At 71.1% G+C, this 19243-nt stretch carries 13 protein-coding genes; 7 read left to right on the plus strand and 6 right to left on the minus strand.

The annotated features are described in order from the left end of the window. Positions 1 to 43: 43 nt before the first annotated feature. Positions 44 to 715 carry a FadR/GntR family transcriptional regulator gene (locus tag Pma05_RS35380; RefSeq protein WP_203861878.1) on the plus strand — a complete coding sequence of 224 codons (672 nt, stop codon included), beginning with the start codon at positions 44 to 46 and terminating at the stop codon, positions 713 to 715. 22 nt (positions 716 to 737) lie between these two features. Here Pma05_RS35380 and Pma05_RS35385 read toward each other — a convergent pair whose 3' ends face one another. Both Pma05_RS35385 and Pma05_RS35390 read right to left on the minus strand, forming a co-directional pair. Next, entirely contained in the window at positions 738 to 1628 is an 891-nt protein-coding gene (locus tag Pma05_RS35385) for a sulfotransferase domain-containing protein (protein WP_203861879.1), read from the minus strand. Positions 1629 to 2104: 476 nt separating this feature from the next. After that, positions 2105 to 3127: a zinc-dependent alcohol dehydrogenase gene (locus Pma05_RS35390; RefSeq protein ID WP_203861880.1), complete on the minus strand. Its 1023-nt coding sequence runs from the start codon at positions 3125 to 3127 to the stop codon at positions 2105 to 2107. 102 nt (positions 3128 to 3229) lie between these two features. On the opposite strand from Pma05_RS35390, the gene Pma05_RS35395 reads away from it, so the two are divergent. Beyond that, positions 3230 to 4945 carry an IlvD/Edd family dehydratase gene (locus Pma05_RS35395; RefSeq protein WP_203861881.1) on the plus strand — a complete coding sequence of 572 codons (1716 nt, stop codon included), beginning with the start codon at positions 3230 to 3232 and terminating at the stop codon, positions 4943 to 4945. Positions 4946 to 5049: 104 nt separating this feature from the next. On the opposite strand, the gene Pma05_RS35400 is transcribed toward Pma05_RS35395, so the two are convergent. Together Pma05_RS35400 and Pma05_RS35405 are read right to left on the minus strand one after the other, a co-directional pair. Then, positions 5050 to 6012, minus strand: a complete 963-nt coding sequence (locus Pma05_RS35400) for an NAD(P)H-dependent flavin oxidoreductase (RefSeq protein ID WP_203861882.1) — start codon at positions 6010 to 6012, stop codon at positions 5050 to 5052. 88 nt (positions 6013 to 6100) lie between these two features. After that, a complete protein-coding gene (locus Pma05_RS35405; RefSeq protein WP_239313777.1) occupies positions 6101 to 7135 on the minus strand; it encodes a LacI family DNA-binding transcriptional regulator in 1035 nt (344 codons plus the stop codon). A 237-nt stretch (positions 7136 to 7372) separates the two neighbouring features. Between Pma05_RS35405 and Pma05_RS35410 the strand changes: the two genes are divergently transcribed. The 5 genes from Pma05_RS35410 (at position 7373) to Pma05_RS35430 (ending at position 16390) form a co-directional block, all read left to right on the plus strand. Further along, positions 7373 to 8650 (plus strand): ABC transporter substrate-binding protein, encoded by a 1278-nt coding sequence (locus tag Pma05_RS35410; protein ID WP_203861883.1) that lies wholly within the window; start codon positions 7373 to 7375, stop codon positions 8648 to 8650. Positions 8651 to 8806: 156 nt separating this feature from the next. Beyond that, positions 8807 to 9703: a carbohydrate ABC transporter permease gene (locus tag Pma05_RS35415; protein WP_203861884.1), complete on the plus strand. Its 897-nt coding sequence runs from the start codon at positions 8807 to 8809 to the stop codon at positions 9701 to 9703. Further along, positions 9700 to 10632: a carbohydrate ABC transporter permease gene (locus tag Pma05_RS35420; RefSeq protein WP_239313780.1), complete on the plus strand. Its 933-nt coding sequence runs from the start codon at positions 9700 to 9702 to the stop codon at positions 10630 to 10632. Before Pma05_RS35415 ends, Pma05_RS35420 begins: the two co-directional genes overlap by 4 nt. Positions 10633 to 10637: 5 nt before the next feature. After that, positions 10638 to 13391 carry a laminin G domain-containing protein gene (locus Pma05_RS35425; protein WP_203861885.1) on the plus strand — a complete coding sequence of 918 codons (2754 nt, stop codon included), beginning with the start codon at positions 10638 to 10640 and terminating at the stop codon, positions 13389 to 13391. Between the two features lie 215 nt (positions 13392 to 13606). Beyond that, positions 13607 to 16390 (plus strand): discoidin domain-containing protein, encoded by a 2784-nt coding sequence (locus tag Pma05_RS35430; RefSeq protein WP_203861886.1) that lies wholly within the window; start codon positions 13607 to 13609, stop codon positions 16388 to 16390. A 74-nt stretch (positions 16391 to 16464) separates the two neighbouring features. On the opposite strand, the gene Pma05_RS35435 is transcribed toward Pma05_RS35430, so the two are convergent. Both Pma05_RS35435 and Pma05_RS35440 read right to left on the minus strand, forming a co-directional pair. Then, on the minus strand, positions 16465 to 17673 hold the full coding sequence (locus Pma05_RS35435) for a right-handed parallel beta-helix repeat-containing protein (RefSeq protein ID WP_203861887.1): 1209 nt from the start codon (positions 17671 to 17673) through the stop codon (positions 16465 to 16467). 80 nt (positions 17674 to 17753) lie between these two features. Beyond that, entirely contained in the window at positions 17754 to 19028 is a 1275-nt protein-coding gene (locus Pma05_RS35440) for a pectate lyase (RefSeq protein ID WP_239313783.1), read from the minus strand. Positions 19029 to 19243 lie beyond the last annotated feature (215 nt).

The raw sequence follows: 19243 nt of genomic DNA on the forward strand, positions 1-19243 counted from the left end.
GGCGCCTAGGGTTCGCGGTACAGGTAGGACGTGGGAGGAACGCGTGGCGGTCACAGACGAGGCGATCGACAAAATCAAACAGATGATCGTCGCCGGCGAACTGCGCCCCGGTGACCGGCTGCCCCGGGAACCCGACCTGGCCGAGCGGCTCGGACTGTCCCGCAACTCGCTGCGGGAGGCGGTCAAGGCGCTCTCGCTGATCCGGGTCCTCGACGTACGCCAGGGCGACGGCACGTACGTGACCAGCCTCGACCCGGCGCTGCTGCTGGACGCGCTGAGCTTCGTCGTCGACTTCCACCGCGACGACACCGTACTGGAGTTCCTGGAGGTACGCCGGATCCTGGAACCGGCCGCGACGGCGCTGGCGGCGCAGCGGATGACCGAGGAACATCTGGGAAACCTGCGGGCGGTGCTGGACGGGCTCGGCGACGACCCGACGATCGACGAGCTGGTCGCCAACGACCTCGAGTTCCATCGGCAGATCGCGGCGTGTGCCGGCAACAACGTGCTGACGTCGCTGCTGGACAGCCTCTCCGGGCCGACGACCCGGGCCCGGGTGTGGCGTGGGCTGACCCAGGAGGGTGCGGTCAGCAAGACCCGGGAGCAGCACGCGGCGATCCTGGACGCGGTCGCGTCGGGGCAGCCGGAACTGGCCCGGGCGTGGGCGACCGTGCACATCGCCGGGGTGGAGGAGTGGCTGCGCCGGGTGCTGTGACGCCCTCGCGACAGCGCCGTCGCTATTCGCCGTCAGGCCGGGTGTGGGGAGTCAGTTCGGGCGCAGGGTAACCGAGAAGGTCGACGAGGTCGCCGGTCGCCGCGGCGAAGACCTCCTGGACATCGTCGTCGAAGTGGTTGCGCCAATCGCCGGGCGCTCCCTTACGGTAGTGAGAGATCGACCCGACGCTCTCTCGGCTGCTCCGCATTCGTGAGAAGCTGTACCTGGACAGCAGGGTCGCCAGATCGGATGGCGAGAGCGGGATCCCGCAGTGGCGCATCAGCCGGTCCACCTCTTCCGCCTGCTGCTCCCCGGTCAGGTCCTCGTACTTGAACAGGCGGATGGCTTCCGTGCTCGGCGCACTCGCCCACCCTCGAAGGATTTTGAAGGTGCCCTTCTTGGCGAGATGGTCGATGACGTGCAGCAGGCCCTCCTTCTTCGGCTGCTCCTGGAGGACCTTCCGCACCTGGAGGATGTCACCCATCGCAGTGTGCGAACTCCGATAGGAGAAATAGCGGGAGACGATGATGTCACGCGGATCCCGGAGGATGAAGAACGCCCGGTAGTGGTCGGGCTTCGGGATGTTCATGAAGCCGTTGTAGGAGAGGAAGAGAGTGGAGACCAAGCGGCCTGGCGGGAAGGCTTGCGGGTAACGCCACTTGTGGGGGCGTGGATCGAGGGGCAGTAGTCCGGAATGGCGATACACGATCGGATCGTTGAGCAGGGCCTTGATCCATTGGCTGGCCGTCTTTTGCGTCGTGCAGTGATACACGTTTCCAAACTCACTCGGCGACTCCACGGGAACCGTGAGTCGCAGTCTGGCGTTGTGGGCTTCACTCATCACGCGTCGTGCCACCACACGCAAGGAATTGGATGTGTGCTGCTTGGTGAACTTCACGGCACGCTTCATCATCGGCTAAACCCTCTCCATACCTGCGCGGCGGGGAACACCGCAGGACAGTGAACCTTTTTCAACCTGAGCCGCGCGGCGCTCGCGCACCGCGTCTGACCGCACGGTCCATCGGACCGTAAGGGGAGGTTGAAAAAGGTTCAGTCGGGACATCTGTTCAGGTGGTCCGGGTCGTGTCAGGATCCAGGCTGCCGAGCACGGCGGATGTGGGCTGGGAGGTGGGCCGGGCCAGCGATCCGCACGTCGTCCGGGAACCTCGCGCTGGGCGTACGCCCGGCAGGCGACCACGGCTGAGAGGCGTCGGCTGAGCCGTCAGTCCGTGATCACCGGGGATGCCCATCCATACAAGCTACAAGATCATATCGGCTTACGTAACATCGGCTTAACAACTGGACATAGCTCGGCCGCAGGATGGCAGGACGCCATGTCGAGATTGCCATCCGCGACGGTCAGGTCACGCTGGCCCTGTCAGCAGGCACTCAGCGTCGTGGATCGACGTGGATTTTCGGGGCGGCGCCCCAGTCCGGATCGCGCTCGCCGCGCAGTACGCCCGCCACCTCGTCCAGCCCGACCGTCGCCGCCACCAGCGGACGCGGGTCGACCGCCCCGGAGGCGTACAGCTCGATGGTGCCGGCGAGCCCGCCGGAGGCGCTGAGTACGCCGACCGCCGTCACGTCCCTGAGCACCAGTTCACGGGTGTCGAGCAGGCTCGGTCGTTCGGACAGTCCGATGTAGACGACCCGGCCACCGGGCTCGACCCGCCGCACCGCGAGCGCGGGCAGCCGTTCGTCGGTGGCGGCGTCGGCCACCGCGTCGAAGGCGAGCGCGGCCGGCTCCGGCAGCGTTCGCGCGGTCCAGGCGTACCCGAAGCCGAGCCGGCGGGCGAAGTCGAGGGACGGCTCGTCCCGGCCGAGCAGGTGCACCTCGGCACCCCGGGCCGCCGCGATCTGTGCCACCAGCAGACCGATCGTGCCCGGCCCGAGCACCAGCAGCCGGCGGCCGGGCCCGACCCGCGCCGCCTCGACCACCCGCAACGCGTTGCCGCCCGGCTCGACCAGCGCACCGAGCGTCACGTCGACCTGGTCTGGCAGCGGGTGCAGGGCCCGGACCGGTACCGGCAGCCGCTCGGCGAGCGCACCCGGCCAGCCGCCCCGGATACCGATCTCGTGGCGGTCCGCGCAGAGGTGTTGCCGTCCACCGAGGCACCGGGCGCACCGGGCGCAGCCGAGCATGGTGTCACCGGTGACCCGCCGGCCCAGCCAGCTCTCGGGCACACCGGGGCCGACCGCCGACACCACCCCGCACCACTCGTGCCCGATCCGCAGCGGATAGCGGGCGTCGCCGCTGTGCAGGTATGCCATCTGCCCGGAGAAGAACTCGGCGTCGGTGCCGCAGACACCGGCCCGCAGTACGTCCACGACGACCTCGTCCGGCCCGGCGACCGGCGGCGCGACCTCGCGTACCTCGGCCGCACCCGGACCGGTCAGCACGAACGCACGCACGGTCAGCTCGCCGTCCCCGACGCGGCGGCACGGTGCGGCAGCGGCGCAGTTCGAGGAAGACGGCGGAAGCCGTATCCGAAGTTGTTCTTGATAATGGAGAGTATGCCTGCACTCCGGAGCGATCAGTGGTACGCCGGCTCGGACCGTAACGCCTACCTGCACCGCGCGTGGATGCGGCGCGGCCTGCCGGACTCGGCGTTCGAGGGGCGCCCGCAGATCGCGATCGCCAACACCGCCTCCGACCTCACCCCCTGCAACCGGCACCTGGACGAGGTCGCGGCCAGCGTCGCGAACGGGATCTGGGAGGCCGGTGGGGTGCCGCTGAACCTGCCGGTGGTCTCGCTGGGGGAGACGCAGGTCAGGCCGACCGCGATGCTCTGGCGGAACATGGCCGCGATGGCGATCGAGGAGATGATCCGGGCCAACCCGGTCGACGGGGTGGTGCTGCTCGGCGGCTGTGACAAGACCATCCCGGCGCTGCTGATGGGCGCCGCCTCGGTCGACCTGCCGGCGGTGGTGCTGCCCGGTGGGCCGATGCTGACCGGCACGTTCCGGGGCGTGCCGCTCGGCTGCGGCACCGACGTGTGGCGGCTCTCCGAGGAGGTACGCGCCGGGACGCTCTCCCCGGAGGGCTTCCTCGACTCCGAGTCGTCGATGATCCGCAGCCGTGGCCACTGCAACACGATGGGTACGGCCTCCACGATGGGCCTGCTCGCCGAGGTACTCGGGATGACCCTGCCGGGTACCGCCGGCCTGCCGGCCCCGGACAGCCGGCTGCTGGCCCGCTCGCACGGTACCGGCAAGCTGATCGTCGAGATGGTCGCGCGGCAGCGCCGGCCCAGTCAGGTGCTGACCGAGGCGTCGTTCCGGAACGCGATCGTGGCGCTGGCCGCGCTGGGCGGCTCGACCAACGCGGTCGTGCACCTGCTGGCGATCGCCGGCCGGGTCGGCGTGCCGATCACCCTGGACGACGTCGACCGGCTCGGCAGCGGCGTACCGCTGTTGGTCGACCTGCAACCGGCCGGCCGCTTCCTGATGGAGGACTTCCACCGGGCCGGTGGCCTGCCGGCGGTGCTGAACCAGGTCGCCGACCTGCTCGAGGGATCGGCGTTGACGGTGACCGGCCGGCCGATCGGCGACTACCTCGCCGGGCACGAGATCAGTGACCCGGAGGTGATCCGGGCCCGGAGCGCGCCGCTGATGCCGGAGGCGGGCATCGCGGTGCTGCGCGGCAGCCTCGCCCCGGCCGGCGCGATCATCAAGCCCGCAGCCGCCTCGCCGCACCTGCTGCGGCACCGGGGCCGGGCGGTCGTCTTCGACTCCGTCGAGGAACTGCATGCCCGGCTCGACGCCCCGGATCTCGACGTCGACGCCGACTCGGTACTGGTGTTGCGCGGCTGTGGGCCGAAGGGCTATCCGGGGATGCCGGAGGTGGCCAACCTGCCGCTGCCGGAGAAGCTGCTGCGCCAGGGCGTACGCGACATGGTGCGGATCTGCGACGGCCGGATGAGCGGCACCGCGTACGGGACGGTGGTGCTGCACGTCGCGCCAGAGGCCGCCGCCGGTGGGCCGCTGGGTCGGGTACGCACCGGTGACCCGATCGTGCTGGACGTCGAGGCGCGACGGCTCGACGTGGACATCCCGGCCGACGAGTTGGCGGCCCGGCCGCCCGCCCCGGCGATGGTGTCCGCACTGGCGCAGCCGGCGCGGGGCTGGGAGCGGCTCTACGTGGACACCGTGCTCGGCGCCGACACCGGTGCCGACCTGGCGTTCCTGGTCGGCGGCAGCGGCGACCGGGTGGCCCGCGAGTCGCACTGACGAGCCCGGCGCCGGCCCGGGTGTGGCGGCCGGCTCGGGGTCGGCCCGGGTGTGGCGGCCGGCTCAGGGCTGGCCCGAGTGTGGCGGCCGGGAGCGGCTGCCGGTCAGTGCCGTCCGGCTCTGGACAGCGCCTCCTCGGCCTGGGTGGCCAGGGTGCCGACCAGGTCGGCGGCGGGCGGCAGGTCGGTGATCAGGTCGATGGCCTCGCCAGCCCAGACCGGTAGCGGTGGTATCGCGCCCCGGGCCACGTCGTCCTGGTAGTCCTGTCCGGCCCGGGAGTCGCCGACGAGTTCGGCCTCGCGGCCACGCCACCGGTCGAGGTGCGGGTGGCCGAGCGTCCGGGCGGGATACTTCGACGGCCATCGGGAGCCGCGGAGCACGTCCAGTACGCTGCTGCGCTCGGTCTCCTCGCCCCGTCCGTCGACGATCGCCTTGGCGATCTCGGGCGGGACCAGCGCCTCGGCGGTGGCCTGGAAACGGCTGCCGATCAGGGCTCCGGCGGCGCCCAGGGCCAGGGCTGCGGCGAGGCCCCGGCCGTCGGCGATCCCGCCGGCCGCCAGCACCGGCACCGGCGCCGCGAGATCCACCACGACGGGTACGAAGGGCAGGGTGGAGCGTCCCCGCCGGGCGCCGTGGCCACCGGCTTCGGTGCCCTGCGCCACGATGAGATCGGCGCCCAGCTCCACCGCCTGCCTGGCCTCCGCCAGGTCGGTGACCTGGATGACCAGGACCGCCCCCGCCCGCCGGACGGGTGCCACGAACGGGCTCGGGTCGCCGAAGGAGAACATGACCGCCCGGGGGCCGTAGTCCAGCGCACGCTCCACCGCCCCGACGTCGATCGCCCAGGTCAGGAAACCGACGCCCCACGGCCGATCCGTGCCGGCGGCGACGATCGGCGCCTCACGGTCCAGCCACGCCCGATCCCCGTGGGCCGCGCCGAGCATCCCGAGGCCGCCGCCGCGCGAGACGGCCGCCGCCAGTGCACCACCGGCCGACCCGCCCATCGGCGCCAGCGCGATCGGATGCCGTACTCCGAACAACCGCGTGAACTCCGTCGACAACGCCATCGTCGTATCATCGCTGCCACGCCGTCGGGTCGGGTGCCAGATAACGTTATCCTGCGTCCACAATTGACTGTGACGGCAGTCACAACGCTCAGTCCGGTGGCGGCAGCTCGCCGGAGCCCCGGGCGATCAGCTCGACCGGGACCGTGACGGTCTGGACCGGCCGGGCCGGATCGGCCGACCGGGCCACCAGCAGGTCGATCGCGGTACGGCCGATCACCGCGCTGTTCTGCGCCACCACCGTCAGCCCGGGGCGCAGGATGTCGGCGAGCGGGAAGTCGTCGAAACCGACCAGGGCCACCCGGCCGGCGTCGGCGCCCAGGTGCCGCAGTACCTCGATGGTGGTCTCCGCGTTGCCGGTGATCAGTGCGGTGGCCGGGGTCGGCCCGCTGAACACGGCGGCCAGCGCGGCGGAGATCCGGCCCGGCGAGACCGCTCCGGGATGGGTCATCCCGTCCAGCGGTCCGCCGCTGGCCGCGACGCAGGCCCGGAAGGCCGCCGCCCGCTCGCGGCCGGTGAAGATCCGCTCGTCGTCGCCGATGTAGCCGATCCGCTGGTGCCCGTGCAGGGCGAGTTGCCGGTACGCCATGCCGATCCCGGCGGCGTTGTCGGAGAGTACGGCGTCGGCCTCGACCCCACCCGTCGGCCGGTCGACCGCCACCAGCGGCAGCCCGGCGGCCAGTTCGGTCGAGAGGTAGTCGTGGCTCATCCCGATCGGCTCGATCACGATGCCGTCCACCCGGCGCCGGCACATCGACATCACCGCGGCGCGCTCACGCTGCTCGTCGTCCTCGGTCGACATGGCGAGCACGGCCAGCCCGGCCTCCCGGGCCGCGTTGTCGACCGCGCTGAGCACCGGGTGCGCGTCGGCCAGATTGCGTACCGCCGCGCCGACCGTGCCACTGGTGCCCCGGCGCAACTGCTGGGCCCGCTCGTCCGGGGCGTAGCCGAGGGCGCTGATCGCCGCCTGTACCCGGCTGGCCAACTGCGCGCCCACCGTCGGGTCCTCGTTGACGACCCTGGACACCGTACGGAGCGCGACGCCGGCCTCCCGGGCCACGTCGAGCATGGTCGGCCGCTTCCGCCGTCCACTCCGGCCGGACGAGGCAGCCACCCGCTCGGTCATCGCCTGATCCTCCCCTCCGGGCGCCACTTCCGGGCAGCGCCCCGGCAACACCCTTGACACCCACCCGAAACTTCCCTAGCTTGCGGGATAACGTTATCTCACCCTGATCTTCCTGCCTAGTGCGAGCCGCGACACGCCCGCCGCCCCCGCAAGGCCCGAAGCCAGCGCCGCAGCACGTGTCACCCCAGCGCCACCCACCCCGTACTCCCTGGAAAAGCCCGTCCGTAGGAGGACCCCTTGATACGGAAGCCGCTTCTCGCGGCGTGCGTCGCCGGTCTCCTCGCCCTCACCGCCGCCTGTTCCGGTGGCGGCGGCGCAGGGGGCGAAGGCGACGAAACCGCCCTGACCTACCTTGTCTTCGAGACTCCGAGCCTCACCGCGAAGTTCTGGGACGACTCGATCGCGGCGGCCCAGGCCGAGGTGCCGGGAGCGAAGATCAACAAGATCGTCGCGCCGAGCACCGACCGGGACGCGTACGCCAAGCAGCTCCAGCAGTCCGGCCAGTTCCCGGACCTGCTCCAGTCGATCACGCCCGCCAACTTCGTCGGCGCCGGCCTGCTCAAGCCGTACGACAAGACCTGGATCGACGCCAACTTCCTGCTGCCGTCGGCCAACACGCTCAAGGGCGAGGTCTACATCCCGCCGACCAACTCGCAGATCGTGCCGCAGGTCTACTACAACAAGGAACTCTTCACCAAGGCCGGCATCACCGCCCCGCCGAAGAACTGGGCCGAGTTCCTGGACGCCTGCGCCAAGCTGAAGGCCGCCGGTACCACCCCGATCGAGCTGGGCGGCGCCGACCCGTTCGCCGCCAGCATGCCGCTGGTCGGCATCATCAGCGCCGACATCCTCGGCAAGAACAGGAACTGGCTCCAGGACCGTCACGCCGACAAGGTGAAGTTCGCCGACGCCGACGTGGTGACCGCGGTGCGGAAGTACCGGACGCTGGTCGGCAACGGCTATTTCGACAAGGGGGCGCTCGGCGTCAAGTACGCCGACTCGATCACCCGGTTCACCGGCGGCAAGTCCGCGATGTACCCGATGGGGAGCTGGTTCCTCGGCTCGGTGCCCAGGGAGAACGCCGACAACTTCGGCTCCTTCCCGTGGCCGACCGACGACGGCTCGGTGGTGGTGCCGTTCGTGGGCGGCGGTTCGATGGCGATCAGCGCCAAGGCCAGGGACACCGCGCTGGCCGAGAAGTTCGGCCAGGCGTGGTCGCTGAACCCGGCGAACCTGAAGGCGCTGATCGAGACCGACGGCGCGTTCCCGATGATCAAGGGCAAGACGCTCGACGACTACGGCGTCACCGTCACCCAGGTCTTCGAGGACTCCTACGCCTACGTGACCGAGCAGAACAACAAGGTCAACGCGATCGGCTGGGCGACCAACGACGACGCGCTGCCACCCGGCCTCAACGACGCCTTCTACTCGTCCGCGCAGGCCCTCTTCACCAGCGACGACGTCGCCGGGGAGCTGAAGAAGCTCGACGACGCGTGGAAGACCGCCACCCAGTGAACCTTCTCAACCTCCCCGTGCGGTCCGTCGTGGCCGGAGGCGGAAGTCGAGGCGGACGCACCGCGCGGTTCAGGTTGAAGAAGGTTCGGTAGGAACCGGCAGGTGGCCGGGGACGACCAGCGCCCCCGGCCACCCCCGCTGCAAGGAGACGACCACATGTCCGGCCCCCGCCGACGCCGAAGAGGTACCCCCGACCGCGGCCTCGCCCTGCTCGCCGCCCTGGCCCTCGGGCTCTACCTCGTGTTCCTGGTGCTGCCACTGCTGCTCAGCCTGCGCAGCAGCTTCACCAACGAGAACCCGCTGCGCGCCACCAACGACTTCATCGGACTGCGCAACTACACAGAGATGGCCGGCGACGACCAGCTCCGGGCCAGCCTCAAAGTCACCCTGCTGCTCGCCTTCGGGGTCACCGTGGCAGCCAACGCGCTCGGGGTCGGGTTCGCGATCCTGCTCAACCGGACCAGCCTGAGCTACCGGGTGATGCGTACCGTCGCGTTCCTGCCGCAGGTGCTCTCCGGGGTGATCGTCGGATTCGTCTGGCAGACCATCCTGACCCAGAACGGCGTACTCAACACCGCGCTGATGACGGTGGGCATCCTCGACGAGCCCTATCCCTGGCTGGGCAGCCCGAACGCCGCACTGCTCTGCATCGGCGTCGTCGTCGCCTGGGTGCTCAGTGGGTTCACCACCGTCGTCTACCTGGCCGCGTTGCAGAGCATCCCGCTCGAACTGCACGACATGGCCTCGCTCGACGGGGTACGCGGCAGCCAGCGGTTCCGGACGGTCACCTGGCCGATGATCGCCCCCGGTACCACCATCAGCGTCACCATCTCGCTGATCACCGTACTCAAGCTCTACGACGTGATCGCCGTGCTCACCGCCGGTGGGCCGGCCAACTCGACCCAGTCGACCGCGCTCTACATCGTCAAGCTCGCGTTCACCAGTGACCGGGTCGGGTACGCCAGCGCCGTCGCGATGCTGCTGCTCGCGCTCTCCGCGCTGGTCGCCCTGACGGTCACCGGTGCGCTGCGCCGCCGGGAGGTGAGCCTGTGACCACCGTCGCCCCGTCCGGAGGTACCCGGGAACGGACCCGCCTGGCGTCCGGGATCGGCGCCGTCCCGCCGGCCCGGACCGGCACCCGGAGCACCGCCCGGCCCCGCCGGTTCGGCGGTCGGCTCCGGGTCCTGGTCGCCGCCGCCGTCACGCTGCTCTTCGTCGCGCCGATCTATCTGATGCTGGTCAACGCGTTCAAACCGCAGGACGACATCCTGGCCAACCCGATCGCACCGCCGTGGCCGCCGACCCTGGAGAACATCACCCAGGCGCTGACCCGGCCGGACAACCTGATCCCGCTCGGGCTGCGCAACTCGCTGATCGTCGCGGTCGTCTCGGTGGCCCTGCTGGTGCCGCTCGGCTCGGCGTTCAGCTTCTACATCTCCCGCAAGCAGGGCCGGACCAAGGCGGCGATCCTGGTCGCCTTCGCCGCCGGCCTGATGATCCCGCCGCAGGTCACCCTCCTGCCGACCATCCAGATCCTGACCTGGCTCGGGCTCGACCACAGCTATCCAGGGCTGATCCTGGCCAACCTCGGCGGCGGGTACCTCTCGTTCGCGGTCTTCGTCTACGTCGGCTTCATGCGCTCGGTGCCGGACGAGATCATCCAGGCGGCCCGGCTCGACGGCGCCAGCGGGCTGCGGGTGTGGTGGCAGATCGTGATGCCGCTGGTCCGGCCGGCCACCGCCACGGTGGTGATCTTCCTGACGCTCTGGATCTGGAACGACTTCCTCAACCCGCTCTTCATCCTCGGCCCGCTCCAGGGCCAGACCATCACCACCGGCCTCTACCTCACGATCGGACAGTACTCAGTGGACTATGGCCAGCTCTTCGGCATCATGTTCCTCGCCGGCATCCTGCCGGTCATCGGTTACCTCACGGTGCAGAAGCAGTTCGTGGCCGGGCTGACCTCGGGCGCCACCAAGTGACCGGGATGCCGGCGGGCAGGCCCGAGCTGTCCGGTGTCCCGGAGCTGGACGATGTGCCGGCCGGGGAGCCCGGGGCCCGGGAGGCCGGAGTTCCCGAGTTGGACGACGTGGCCGGGGCGGAGGTGCCGGCCGAGGAACTGCACCACCTGCCGTCGCTGCGTAACCAGCGCGGTCAGGCACACGTCAACCACGACCTCACCTCGGTCTCCTGGCTGGCCGCGCCGCCGTTCTCCGGCGGCTACCACACCGGCGTGCTCCGGGTCGACGGTGTCGCGCCGGGCGCGCAGCGGTTCCGGTGGAAGCCGTGGGGGACCCGGCGGGAACACCGGTCACCGCTGGTCTCGGTCGTCACCGACACCAGCCTGGCGTACGACGCCGACCGGCTGCTCTGGCGGATCGAGGTCACCAACGAGCGGGCCGAGCCGGCGACCGTCGAGCTGACCCAGGACCTCTTCGCGCCGATCGGATACTCCGAGACCGGCTGGGGCTGGCTGCACACGGTGCCGTGGAACGCCGAGGACCAGTACGACTACCACGCGCTGGAGCGGATCCGCGAGACCACCCGGGCGGGTGGGGAGGAGGCGGCGTACCTGCTCGGCTCGGGGCCCCGGCGGCTGCGGCTGGGTCGGCCCCGGCCGCCCGGCATCCAGCGCGACGAGGAGACCGCGCCGATGCTGCTCGAGTTCGAGCTGCCCCGGCACGTCAGCGCCGACACGGTCTATCCGCACACCTCGGCGGTCCGTGGCACCGTCCGCGAGCTGCGCTGTGCGGGCCCGGCCGAGCGGACCGTCCTCGAACACGTCGGGCCGGTCGGGCTCGCCGACGACGTGGAGGTGACGCTCGACGCCTTCACCCTCGCCCCCGGGCTCCAGGTCGAGCTGGAGTTCCGGCCGGACGATCCTGGGCACGACGGTGTGTTGCTGACCCACGGCAACCATCCGGACTCGCTCCAGCTCGGGCTGGCCGGCGGCCGACTCTGGCTCGGCATCTGCGGCGAGCGCGAGTACGCCGACCAGCCGCTGGAAGCCGGCCGCTGGCACCGGCTCCGGGTACTGCTCGACGCCGACCACGCGATCCTGCACGTCGACGGGGAGGAGGTGGCCCGTACCGGGCACTGGAGTCGGGCGGTCCGCTGGCGGTCCAGCGTCGAGGACGGGGTACTGGCGATCGCCGACAGCCGGTCATTGGCCCGCGCGGCGTACGCGTTCGGCGTACCCCCGGACGAGCTGGTGCCGGACGGGGCCGGCGGGCGGGCGACCTGGCGGCTGGCGCTGCGGCCCGGCGAGTCGGTCGTGCTCGGCGTCGCCTGCGGCTACGGCACCGACGCCGCGCAGGTCGCGGTCGCGGCACGGCGGGCGGCCGGAGCGATCGAGTCCGCCCTGGCCGGCACCGCCGACGCCTGGCGGCGGCTCTGGCGCAGCGCCTTCACCCCCGGAAACGACGAGTTCAGCGGGCACCTGCCGACCCTGCACACCCCGGACCCGGAGCTGGCCCGCGCCTACTACATGGGCGCGCTGCTGGTGCTCTACCTGCGCAACGTCCGGGTCGGCCGGACCGGGCGGCCGGTGTTCCTGACCGGCGGTCCACGGCTCGGCGCCAGCACCACCTACTACTGGGACCACACCGAGTGGAGCCGGATGTACGCGATGCTGGAGCCCGCCGGCCTGCGGGACTGGCTGCTCCAGGCGCTCTCCGGCCGCTACGACGCGTCGTTCGGGTTCGACGTGTGGGGCGGCGGGCCGCTCGGCAACTACTACGTGTCCAACGACTATTCGCTGTTCCGACTGGTGGAGCACTACGTCGGGGTCACCGGTGACGTGGCGTTCCTGGCCGAGCCGGCCGGGGACCGGTCGGTGCTCGGGCACGTGGAGCGGCTGGCGTACGGCTTCGCCGGCCGGCGTACCGCCGCCACCGGCGGGATACTCGCCGACTACGGGCCGGACGCCTGGGGCGTACTGGAGTGCGTGCCGAACTACGTGCACGCGATGGCCTCGTTCAACGCCGCGTACGTGCACATGCTCCGGTCGTACGCCGCGTTGCTGCGGTTCCTCGGTCGGGACGGCGAGGCGGCCCGGGCCGAGTCGGAGGCCGGTGACCTGACCGGCGCCGTGCTCGACCTCTATGCCGGCGGTGGCCGGTGGCAGCTCGCCCGTCCCGGCGGGCGGGAGACCATCGGGCACGTGCTCGATTTCGGGCTGGTCGCCGCGTCCCTCCCCGACGACCTGCCGCCGGACCGCCGCGCCGAGATGGTCGCGTTCGTGGTCGACTCGCTGCTCGCCGGCCCGTGGATGCGGGCGCTGGCCGCCGACGACCCGATCGCGCCGTACTCGGACCGGCCGGACCACGGGGCAGGCGGCGCGTTCGGCGCCTGGCCCGGCGTCACCGCGTACGGGCTGGCCCGGCTCGGCCGGCCCGACCTCGCGGTCGGCGTACTCCGCAGGACTCCCCGAGCCGCCTCCGGCGCGCTCTGGGGACAGGCGATGGAGATCGTCACCGACGGCGTTTCGGCGGACGCCGACCCGGTGGTACGCGTCGCGGGTCGCGGCGTCGCCAACCGGGACTCCATCGCCGGGGCCGCCACCACCGAGGCGGTCATCGCCGGCCTCTTCGGCGTGGAGCCCGGCTACACCTCGCTCAGTTCCACCGTCCCCCGTCCCGCCACGGTCACCGTCCCCGATCCGGGGATCGGTGTGCTGGCCAACCTGAACCTCCGGCCGGCCCCCGAACCACTGCCCGCCCCCGCGGCAGCCGCTCGCTGACCGCGGGCGGCGCCCGTCGAACGCAGGTGCTGCCCGCGCAACGCGGGTGCCGCCGACGCGACGCGGGTGCTGCCCGCACAAGGCGCGTGGTGTCCACGCAACGCAGGTGATGCCCGCGTAAACGCGGCTGCTGCCCGCGTAACGCGGCTGCTGCCCGCTGGATGCGGGCGCCCGGATCGACCGGCGGTGATCCCGCCGTACCAGGAAGGACCACCGTGATCCCACGACGGCCGCGACACCTCCGGCGGATTCTCGCCGGAGCTGTCGTCACCACGGTCGTTGCCGGCCTGAGCGTCGTCTCAGGGCCGGCCCAGGCCGCGACACCCACCCCCGACCAGCAGTGGGCGGCGATCCAGTCGCTGCTCGCGAACATCAAGGGTCGCTGGACCGACCAGTCCTATCCGAACGCGATCGTCAACGGCATGCCGAGTACCGCCCTGCTCGGCAACGGCGACATCGGCGTCACCTCGGCCGGCAGTACCGGCGTGAAGACCTTCCTCGTCTCGAAGGGCAACTTCTGGCGGGGCAACCCCGGCCCGGCGGTCGCGCCGGTCGGCGGGGTGACCCTGGCCGCCGCTGGTGGTGGCTCCGGCTCGACCAACCTGGCGCTCGGCGCGACCGCGACCGCCACCAGCTCGCATCCGTCGTTCCCGCCGTCCCGCGCGGTCAGCGGGCAGTGGGGGAGCGGCTACGAGGGCTGGGTCTCCGAGATCGGCAAGCCGCAGACCCTCACCGTCGACCTGGGCAGCGCCAAGACGTTCACCCGGTACCTCGTCCGGCACGACAGCGCGGCCCGGCCGGCCGAGACGGCCAACAACACCCGGAACTTCCAGGTGCAGACGTCGACCGACAACCAGAACTGGACGACGATCGACACGGTCACCGGCAACACGGCGGCGGTCACCGACCGGACGGTGGCGTCGCGTACCGCCCGCTGGGTGCGGCTGGTGATCAGCGAGCCGACCCAGGGCAGCACCCCGGACTCGCAGCAGAACCCCCGGGCCCGGATCGGGCAGCTCGAACTCTACGGTCCGGGTGGCGGCCCCGGTGGTCCCGGCGGGGCGTTCCTGGAGGAGCAGAACATCCTCCGGGGCGAGGTCGACACCACGATGACGATCGGCGGGCAGCCGGTCGTGCTGAAGACCTGGCTGGCGGCCGACGACAACCTGCTGGTCACCTCGATCCGGTCCACCGGTACCGCGGCGGTGCGGCTGGAGGCGCGTACCTGGTCGGGTGCGACCAGCCCGATGGGCGGCTTCACCCAGACCTCCGGGGTCGCCGGCAACACCACCTGGGCGTCCCGGACCACGCCGTCCGGCGCCCGCTGGGTGTCCCGGGCTGCGCTGGCCAGCCGGCTCGTCGGCACCAACCCGGTCGGCGCGCCGACCTCCTCGGGCAACACCGCCCGGTTCCAGTTCGACCTGCAAGCCGGCCAGACGGTACGCCTGACGACGGCGGTCGCCGGCGGTGGCGCCAACCCGGCCGACCCGGCCCCGAACGCGCGGAGTCTCGCCGACGCGCAGACCGGCACCGGGTTGGACAGCCTCTACAACCAGCATGTCGAGTGGTGGAAGCAGTACTGGCTGCGCTCCTACGTCGACCTGAACGACGACGTGCTGGAACGCTTCTACTACGCCGCGCAGTACTTCCTCGGGTCGGCGAGCCGCAACGGCAAGACCGCGCCGGGGCTCTACGGGCTGTGGATCACCAAGGACGACCCGTACTTCAACGGCGACTACCACATGAACTACAACTTCAACGCCAACTTCTACGGGGCGTACTCGTCGAACCGGGCCGACTTCGCGCTGCCGTTCATGGACGCGATCACCAGCTACCTGCCGGAGGCGCGGCGGCTCTCCGTGCAGGAGTTGCAACGGGTCAAGTCCGACTACGTGACGCCGAGGTTCGGCACCGGCGGCATCCCCGGCGGGGTGCTCTTCCCGGTCGGGATCAGCCCGTTCGGCGGCACCCCGGACACCAACTACTGGCAGCAGGTCGGCAACTCGCTCTTCGCCGTCGTGGAGTTCATCCGGTACTGGGACTACACCCGGGACCGGAGCTACCTCCAGAACCGGGCGTACCCGTTCATGAAGGAGGTGGCGACCTTCTTCAGCCGCTGGATGGAGTACGACTCGGCCACCGGCCGGTACACGACCTGGGGCGGACCGCACGAGGGGACCTGGGCCCGCAACCCGAGCCTCGACGTCGGGATGCTGCGCTACCTGCTGACCTCGCTGCTCGCCGCGAGCAACGAACTCGGGCTGGACGCCGGGTCCCGGCCGCTCTGGCAGCAGATGCTGAACGGCCTGCCACCGATCGCCACCACCACGCACAACGGCAGGACGGTGTACGCGCTCGGCGACCCGGGTACGGTCTCCGACGGCCGGGCGATCCGGCCCGGGGACAACACGGTCAACCTCGAGTTCATCCACCCGGGCGAGGCGCTGGGCCTCAACTCGCCGGCCGCCGACCGGCAGCGGGCGATCGACACCCTGGACGCGATGAACTCGTGGGGGCAGGACAACAGTTTCCCGAAGGTCTTCACCCAGGCGGCCCGGGTGGGCTATCCCGCGCAGAGTCTGATCGACCGGCTCAAGGCGCAGATCACCGCCAAGACCGACCCGAACCTGCGGATCCGCGACGAGTGGCACGGGCTGGAGAAGTCCGGCGCCACCGAGGCGGTCAACAACCTGCTGGTGCAGAGCGACGACGGCGTCGTGACGGTCTTCCCGGTCTGGCCGACCGGCCGGGACGCCAGTTTCGTCAAGCTGCGGGAGCGGGACGCCTTCCTGGTGTCGAGCCAGCTCACCGGCGGCCGGGTGAGTTATGTCGACGTGACCAGCGAGCAGGGGCGGCAGCTCCGGCTGCGTAACCCGTGGCCGGGCCGGCCCGTCGTGGTGACCAGGTCCGGCGGCGGGACGGTGACGCCGACGGTCAGTGGCGACGTGGTGTCGTTCCCGACCCAGGCCGGCGTGACGTACTCGATCACGTCGCCGTAGTTTCGCGCGGCGACGGACTCCACCGGCCCGGCGAGGGACTTCGCCGGGCCGGTGGCCTGTCGGCTCCCGGCTGGCTACAGCCGGGCGCCGAGCTGCGGATAGTCGCGGGGGCGCAGGAAGTCCGAGCCGCGGATGTTGCCGTTCGCGTCGCGCGGACCGGTCAGCGTGCCCGAGTTGGTGCTGACCAGGTCGGCCGCGCTCCACGAACTCTTGATGTTCCAGGAGTTGCCGGTGGCCGTGGAGGAGCCGAGCGAGACCCCGGCGCCGTTGGCGACCGCGAGGTTCCCGGTCAGCCGGGAGGTGGAGTTGGCGAACTTGAACCCGCCGTCACCGTTGCACCAGGCGCTGTTCCGGTCCACGGTGATGGTGCCGGGGTTGCCGTTGTCGATGAAGCCGCCGACGGCGTTGTCGAAGGCGATGCTGTTCCGGATGGTGTGGTTGGCCGGCGGGTCGGGGTCGCCGCCGCCCATCTTGAAGCCGTTGCCGTCGCCGACGTAGTCGGGCAGGTTCCACCGGTTGACGCCGTTGCCCCAGGCGGCCGAGTTCTCGACCAGGATCGGCGAGGTGAACAGCCAGGCGTCGAACCCGTCGTCGGAGTTGTTCCAGAGCCGGGCGCCGCGTACGACGTTGCCGCTGCCCGAGCCCTCCTTGATGGCGAGCCCGTCGGCGCTCTCGCCGTTCTTGCGCGGGTCGCGGTTGCCGTACGCGTCGAGGTTCAGCACCTGGTTGTTGCTGGACGCGCTCTGGATCTGGAGGCCGGACTCGTAGTTGTCCCGGGCGACGATCCGGTCGAAGACGTTGTTGTTGCAGTCCCGGCAGAAGATCGCGTACGGCCCGTGGATGATCTCCAGCCCCTGGATGCGCCAGTAGTCGGCCTCGATGTGCAGCACCCCGCGCTCCAGGTTGGGGATGCTGCCGCCGACCGGCGCCGGGGTGTGCGGCAGGTTCTCCCCGTCCAGCACCACCCGTTCGCCGTTGTAGTTGCCGATCGTGTACGGGCTGCCCGACGTCCCGTCCTTCATGATCCGTACGTTGGTACTGAACTGGTAGGTGCCGCCCCGCAGCGCGATGGTGGTGCCCGGGGTGGCCAGGGTGACCGCCCGGCCCAGCGTCGCCAGTGGCGCGCTCAACGTGCCCGGGTTGGCGTCGTTGCCGTTCGTCGCCACGATCAGCGTCGACGCCGCGGCCTGGGCGGGGACGGTGGGGCCGAGACTGGTGGCCGCGGCGGCGGCGACGGTGGCGGCCAGCGCCGCGGTCAGTGCCGTTCGGTGCAGTCGTGACATCGAGAAACTCCCTGGTGGTGGTCGACCGGGTGGGCGGGCCCGCGCCGTGTCGCGCGGACCCGCCGGATGCGGCCCGGGGGTTACCGGTAGGTGAGGTCGGACGAGGAGTAGATGCAGTTGGTGCCGTCGGCACCGGTACCGACCTGGGTCGGCTCGTCACCGTCGTCGTTGCCGTTGTACTTGCGGCAGATCACCATGGACCGGCCGGAGTCGTTGACGATGGTGATCCCGGTGAACCGGGCGGTGTCGCCGTAGTTCACGTTGATCCCGGCGACGGTGTTGCCCGGCCGGGTCAGCGTGACGTTGCGGATCACGACGTTGCGCCGGTACTGGGTCGAGCAGTTTCCGCAGGAGCGGTAGAAGGTGCCGAAGTTGCTGGCCTGGAAGTTCTGGATGGTCAGCGTGCCGGGCCCGTTGTGCTGGAACACCTTGTCGCTGGCGCTGCGCGCGCCGCCGCCGTCGACCAGGAAGCTCGGCGATCCGCTGCCCCGGAAGGTGGCGGCGTCCTCGCCGACGTCCTCCCACCAGACGTTGCGCAGGGTGCACGGCCCGGCGCAGTGCACGCCGTCCCCGGCGGGTGCGCCGATGATGACGTTCTGCAGGGTGGCGCCGGAGGCGAGGCTGAACATCGGGTCCTGGTCCTCTTCCTGCCCACCGTCGCCGATGCAGCAGTACCGGCGCATCCCGCCGTCGAGGGTGCCGGAGACCGGGATGGTGCCGTTGACGCCGACCTGCCCGGTCGGGGTGGGCCAGCCACCGGTCGGCGGCGGGTTCGTCGGCGGCGTGCCGCCGTTGACGGTGACCAGCCGCCACTGCTGGTTCGCGCCGTTCAGGTCGGCGAACTGGGCGATCGGGGCGCCGTCGGCGGTCGACCACTCCCAGACGTCCAGCGCCTTGCTGGTGTGCCGGTTGATGAACCGGACGTGCCCGCCGTCGGAGTCGGCGAGCCGGAAGTGCTGCCGGGTGTTGTTGTTGTCGGTCATCTGGACCAGGCCGGTGCCGTCGTTGGCGTTCGGCAGTTCCAGCACCTTGCCGCTGTGTACCGAGCGGATCTTGTAGTAGCCACTGCCGGCGTCGACGAACCGCCACTGCTGGACGGCCAGGTCGTTGCGGGCGAACTGGACGATCGGCGCACCGTCGTTGGTGGCCCAGTTGTAGACGTCCATCGCCTTGCCGCTGTGCCGGGAGATGATCACGTAGGTGGCGTTGGTGTCGACGGTCGCGGCCGAGGCGGTGCCGACGTCGACGACGCCGATCGTCGCCACCGCGGCGAGGGTGGTCGCGCCGGCCAGGACTGCCGCCCGCCAGCGTCTGGCGGGGCGGGGGACGCCGGCCGCCGCCATGGACTGCGTCATTTCGGAGGACCTCCGGGAGCGTGGGTGGTGTTCGGGGGTACGAGGAACGCGCTTTCCTGTCGAAGTCGGAATCCTGTCGATCGATCAACCTCCAGTGCTGGTGGTGCGGCCCGGAGCCGGATGTCGGCTCGCCGGTGCGTCGGGCCTGGTCCTCGGGCCCGCAGGCGCGGCGTCCGACCCTGCGGTCCGCAAGACCGCAGGGGGACCCTGAAAAG

The organism is Plantactinospora mayteni (assembly GCF_016862935.1).
Lineage (GTDB): Bacteria > Actinomycetota > Actinomycetes > Mycobacteriales > Micromonosporaceae > Plantactinospora > Plantactinospora mayteni.

Excerpts from the sequence above, each read along its gene's own strand:
- Pma05_RS35385 (WP_203861879.1), bottom strand. The coding sequence starts at position 1,628 with ATGATGAAGCGTGCCGTGAAGTTCACCAAGCAGCACACATCCAATTCC.
- Pma05_RS35395 (WP_203861881.1), top strand. The coding sequence starts at position 3,230 with ATGCCTGCACTCCGGAGCGATCAGTGGTACGCCGGCTCGGACCGTAAC.
- Pma05_RS35400 (WP_203861882.1), bottom strand. The coding sequence starts at position 6,012 with ATGGCGTTGTCGACGGAGTTCACGCGGTTGTTCGGAGTACGGCATCCG.
- Pma05_RS35405 (WP_239313777.1), bottom strand. The coding sequence starts at position 7,135 with ATGACCGAGCGGGTGGCTGCCTCGTCCGGCCGGAGTGGACGGCGGAAG.
- Pma05_RS35415 (WP_203861884.1), top strand. The coding sequence starts at position 8,807 with ATGTCCGGCCCCCGCCGACGCCGAAGAGGTACCCCCGACCGCGGCCTC.
- Pma05_RS35425 (WP_203861885.1), top strand. The coding sequence starts at position 10,638 with ATGCCGGCGGGCAGGCCCGAGCTGTCCGGTGTCCCGGAGCTGGACGAT.
- Pma05_RS35435 (WP_203861887.1), bottom strand. The coding sequence starts at position 17,673 with ATGTCACGACTGCACCGAACGGCACTGACCGCGGCGCTGGCCGCCACC.
- Pma05_RS35440 (WP_239313783.1), bottom strand. The coding sequence starts at position 19,028 with ATGACGCAGTCCATGGCGGCGGCCGGCGTCCCCCGCCCCGCCAGACGC.